Origin of the sequence: Arthrobacter sp. I3 (assembly GCF_000520575.1) — a bacterium.
GTDB lineage: Bacteria > Actinomycetota > Actinomycetes > Actinomycetales > Micrococcaceae > Arthrobacter > Arthrobacter humicola_A.
The window spans coordinates 1-4,952 of record NZ_KI914975.1; the positions used below are offsets into that span (position 1 = coordinate 1).

General features: G+C 64.4%; 3 protein-coding genes. 1 reads left to right on the forward strand and 2 read right to left on the reverse strand.

All coding sequences use genetic code 11. The features are described 5' to 3' along the window. Positions 1 to 10 precede the first annotated feature (10 nt). On the reverse strand, positions 11 to 838 hold the full coding sequence (locus tag Y706_RS0122005; protein ID WP_028278268.1) for an IclR family transcriptional regulator: 828 nt from the start codon (positions 836 to 838) through the stop codon (positions 11 to 13). Positions 839 to 858: 20 nt separating this feature from the next. After that, positions 859 to 1,056 carry a cysteine hydrolase family protein gene (locus Y706_RS29890; protein ID WP_216699165.1) on the reverse strand — a complete coding sequence of 66 codons (198 nt, stop codon included), beginning with the start codon at positions 1,054 to 1,056 and terminating at the stop codon, positions 859 to 861. A 493-nt stretch (positions 1,057 to 1,549) separates the two neighbouring features. Here Y706_RS29890 and Y706_RS28520 point away from each other — a divergent pair. After that, the coding region (locus tag Y706_RS28520; protein WP_043437065.1) for a hydantoinase B/oxoprolinase family protein at positions 1,550 to 4,952 on the forward strand (3,403 nt) is incomplete at its 3' end.

Here is a 4,952-nt window from a genome sequence, read left to right on the forward strand (position 1 = left end):
CCTGCTCGGATCAGCCAACAGCGCCGTCAGCGACCTGGATCTGTTTCCCCGGCAGGTGGCCCAACCGTGTAGACACCCGCGCCGCGGCCTCGAGCACGGCTTCGCGCAGGATCGACTGACTCTGCATGTACTGCACTCGGGATCGGGGCGCGCTGGCTGTGATGCAGCCGACGACTTCGCCCCGGTAGTCCCGCACAGGAGCGGACACGCCGTATTCCTCGTAAGTGGTCTCGCCGTCGTTGACGGCGAAGCCGTCGTCACGCACTCCGACGAGCTGTTCGTGGGCCGGGTCTTCGAGACCGAGGTAGCCCTCCCGCAGGACCGTACGGTCGGCAAGCAGACGATCGGTCTCCTCGGGCGGCAGTTCGGCAAGGAACACGCGGACCGAGGAACTGGCGAACTTGTTATAGCGCGTGCCGATCGCCGCGCTGTGCTTGACCTGGTGAGTGGAAGCCGTTTGTTCCACGACAATCGCGTTGCTGCCGTTCCAAACGGCGATCGCGGCCGTCTCGCCGGTGGCCTGTGTGAGTTCTTCGAGGTGGGGCAGGGCGGCACGGCGGACGCTAAGCTCGGCCAGCAGTGGTCCGGCCAGGCCGATCATCCCGAGCCCGAGGCGGTATCGCCCTGTTTCCTCGTCGCGCTGCACGTAGCCGGCCTCGTCCAGGCCGCTAAGCATCCGGGAGACCGTGCTCTTGTGCAGGCCAACGAGCTCGGAGATCTCCGTGACGCCCAGGAGGGAACGCTTGGCGACGGAGAAGGCTTCGAGCACGGTAAGACCGTTGAGCAGCGATGCTGCCGCCCCTTGCGGTTTGTCAGTGGTTGTTTGTGGGTCAAGCATGGGTTCTCCCTCTCCAGGCGCTACGCGCAGTCACCGTAGCCATCGTACGGCGTGCCCATCCAACCTCTCGTCGGAGGACAAGTCTCCAGCGGCTCCACGTCGCCGAACTTGGAGTCCATATCGAACAGGTTCCACGCCACGACTCCTGGCACGGGGTCGCCCACGGCCTCCTTGACGATGATCGGGCGGAAGCCCTCGGCGATCGCCCAGGGTCTCAACCGGGATCTTTTGGGACCACAGGCCCATGTCGGACGGCAGGTTCACATCGAGGAGGAGAACTGGCGGCCCGGGCGGGTCCAGGCGTTGGCCATGTCAATGTGGATGACGGCCGGCCGGGTGCCCTAGCCGATAGTTCTGCAACATGTAACCCCTTTTTCTCAGCAGTCCAAAAACCGACCGTGCCCCCTCCCCACCCTGCTTGGCAGAGCCGAATCCTTCCGCAAGCTGCTCTCCAACTCTTAGGGAGGCGCACGTCCCCTGACGCAAAAGGGGAAGTCCCAAGAAATGAACGTCAAAAACATTGCGTGTTGTTCGCAAAGGAACTAAATTGCTTTCTAAGCAACGATGTGAGCTACGGCACATCGGATTGCGGGACCGGACCCCCGGCCCAGCGGACTAGCTCCAATCCCGGGTGAATTCGGGCCCGGCCGAGAGGCCCCCCGTCTTTCCCTTCAACCCAGTCCTGAACCAAACTTTCGAAAGGACCCCCTTATGAAGCGCATCGGAGTAGACGTCGGCGGTACATTCACCGACTTGTATTTCTCGGACGACGACCAGCGCATCGCCGTTGTGGAAAAGGTTCCCTCCACCCCGCACGACCCGTCTGAGGCCGTGATCAACGGCATCATAAAGCTCTGCGAAAAGGCCGGGGTCTCGCTTTCGGAGATCGACCAGCTGGTGCACGGCACCACGGTCGCCACGAATACCGCGCTGACGCACACCGGTGCGGAGGTCGGGATGATCACCACCGAGGGTTTCCGGGACATCCTGCACATCGCCCGGCACAAGAAGCCGCATAACTTCTCCCTTCAGCAGGATCTGCCCTGGCAGACAAAGCCTCTGATCAAGCGCCGTCACCGGCTCACCGTCAAGGAGCGCATCACCGCACCGAACGGCGACGTTTTGGTTCCCCTGGACGAGGACGAGGTCCGTGAGCGCGTACGCGAGCTGAAGGCGGCCGGTGTCGAGGCCATCGCCGTCTGCCTGCTGCACTCCTATCTGAATCCCGCCCATGAGCAGCGGATCGGGGAGATTGTCGCGGAGGAGTTCCCCGAAGCCTACCTGTCCCTTTCCAGTGACATCGTGCCCCTGTACCGGGAGTATGAGCGGTTTTCCACCACGGCGCTGAATGCCTATGTCGGGCCCCGGGTCTCCCGTTACCTCTACCGCCTGCAGGAGCAGGCAGAAGGATTGGGTTACAAGCGGGAGATCCTGCTGATGCAGTCCTCCGGCGGTATGGTCCCGATCAAGGAGGCCGCGAAGCGGCCCGTCACACTGATGATGTCCGGACCGGTCGGCGGCCTGATCGGCGGCATGTGGGCCGGCCGTCAGTCCGGCTTCGAGAACGTGGTCACTCTGGACATTGGGGGGACCTCAGCGGACATCGGTGTGGCCTACCAGGGTGAACTGCGCATGCGCCACCTGCTGGACACCAAGATCGGCGACCACCAGGCCATGGTCCCGATGGTGGACATCGACACCATCGGCGCAGGCGGCGGCTCCATCGCCTACGTCGACGCCGGCGGGGTCTTCCGCGTGGGTCCGCAGTCTGCCGGCGCCGTCCCGGGCCCGGTCTGCTACGGCCGCGGCGGGACGGAGCCGACATCAACTGACGCCCAGATGCTGCTGGGGCGCATGCGCCCTGACCGCGTCCTGGCAGGCTCAGGCATGGATCTGGATCTCGATGGCGCCCGAAAGGCCATGGAAGGTCTGGCGGAAAAACTCAACATGTCCGTGGACCAGGCCGCCCTTGGCGCGCTGCAGATCCAGAAGTTCGGCATGACCCAGGCGATCGAGCAGAACTCCGTCCGCCGCGGCTACGATCCGCGTGACTTCACCCTCGTCGCGGCAGGCGGCGCCGGCGCACTGTTCGCCTGCGAGATCGCCGCGGAGCTGGAGGTCCCGAAGGTGCTGATCCCGGCCCACCCGGGCATCATGGCTGCGACCGGCCTGCTGGCTACCGACGAGAAGTATGAGTTCGTCGCCACCAGGCGGTTCACGTTCGCCAGCGCAGACCCCGCCGCCATCCAGGGCTCCTATGAGCAACTGGAGCGCGAGGCCAACGCCCAACTCGATGCCGAGGATGTGCCAGCCGGACGCCGCAAGCTCGAATGGCTCGCCGACGCGCGCTACGAGGGCCAGGGGTACGAGATCCGCTTCACTGCGCCCGCCGGACCGGTTAACCAGGCCTGGCTGGAAATGGCCGAGGCGGCCTTCCACGACGCCCACTTCGAGGAGTACGGGCACCGCTTCAAGAACGGCACCGTGGAAGTCATCAACATCCGCGTGGAGGCCAGCGCCTTGATGGATGACCTGCCCACGCCGGAAGCGATCAAGTCCGGTTCCCTCGATGACGCCCTGGTGGAAACCCGCCCGGTGACCTTCGAACAGGATGGCAAGCCGGTCACCCTGGACACCGGCTTCTACGACCGCGACAGGATGGGCGTGGGAATCACCTTCACCGGCCCCGCCATCATCGAGCAGTACGACTCCACCACAGTTATTCCTCCGGGATTCTCCGGAGCGGTGGATGCAGCCGGCAACCTCGTCATCGACTGCCCGGCCGCCACCCAGAGCGCCGAGAAACTGGCCACCCCGATCCTGATGCGCGTGATCGGCGGCGCCCTGAACTCCGCAGCAAAGGAAATGGCATCGGTGCTCTTCCGCATGGCCTACTCCTCGATCATCCGTGAGTCCGAGGACCTCGGTGCAGGGCTCTTCGACAAGGACGGCAACGTGCTGGCCGAGTCCGACTCCACGCCAATGTTCATGGGCTCGATGCCCAAGATCGTCAAGGGTGTGATCTCGGTCCTCGGCGACGACATCCACGACGGTGACATCATCCTGCACAACGATCCGTACCTCGGCGCCACGCACTCCCCCGACGTCGCGATCATCGAACCGATCTTCCACGACGGGGAACTCGTCGGCTTCGCCGGCGCCTCGGGCCAGCTGATCGACAACGGCGGTGCGTACTCCGGACTGATGGTGGACATCCAGGACATCCAGTCCGAAGGCACCATCTTCCGGGCGGTGAAGATTTCCGAGAAGGGCGTCCGCCAGGAATCGCTGATCCGGCACATCCTCAACAACACCCGGACACCCACCTCCAACGAGGGCGACTTCCAGGCGATGATCGCCGCCTGCGAGCTGGCCAAGTCCCGCTACATCGCCCTCATCGAGCGGTACGGCTTCGGCGCGGTCCGCGAAGCCGGCCAGAGCTGGATCGACTACTCGGAGCGGATGCTGCGCCAGGAGATCGCCAAGATCCCCGACGGCGTCTACGAGACCGAGGTCGGCTACCTGGACGACGACGGCCGGAACTACGGCAAGAAGCTACCGATCGTCGTGAAGGTGATCATCGAGGGTGACGAGATCACCTACGACCTCACCGGATCCTCCGAACAGGTGCCCACAGCTTATAACTGCGCTTTCGAGGGCACCACCGTCTCGGCATTCACGTTCATCACCCGGATGATATTCCTGGACGAGGTCGCCTTCCCGGTGTTCGTGCCCCAGAACGAGGGCATGCTCAAGCCGCTGAAGGTGATCGCTCCGGAGGGCACCATCTTCAACCCGACGTACCCGGCTGCGACCTTCTCGCGGTTCTCCCAGGTACAGCGGGCCGTCGATCTGGCCCTGCGGGCCCTGGCCCCCGTTATCCCGGAACGCGTCACGGCCGGCAACTCCGCCCACATCCACTTCATCTCCTACTCAGGATGGGACGAGAAACAGGGCGAGTACTGGGTCTACCTCGAGGTCAACGAGGGCTCCTACGGCGCCCGCGCAACCAGCGACGGGCCGGACTCCGTAGACAACCTCATCGCCAACACCCGCAACAACCCGATCGAGGAGCTCGAGTGGCGGTTCCCGATGCGCACCGACCGCTACGAAC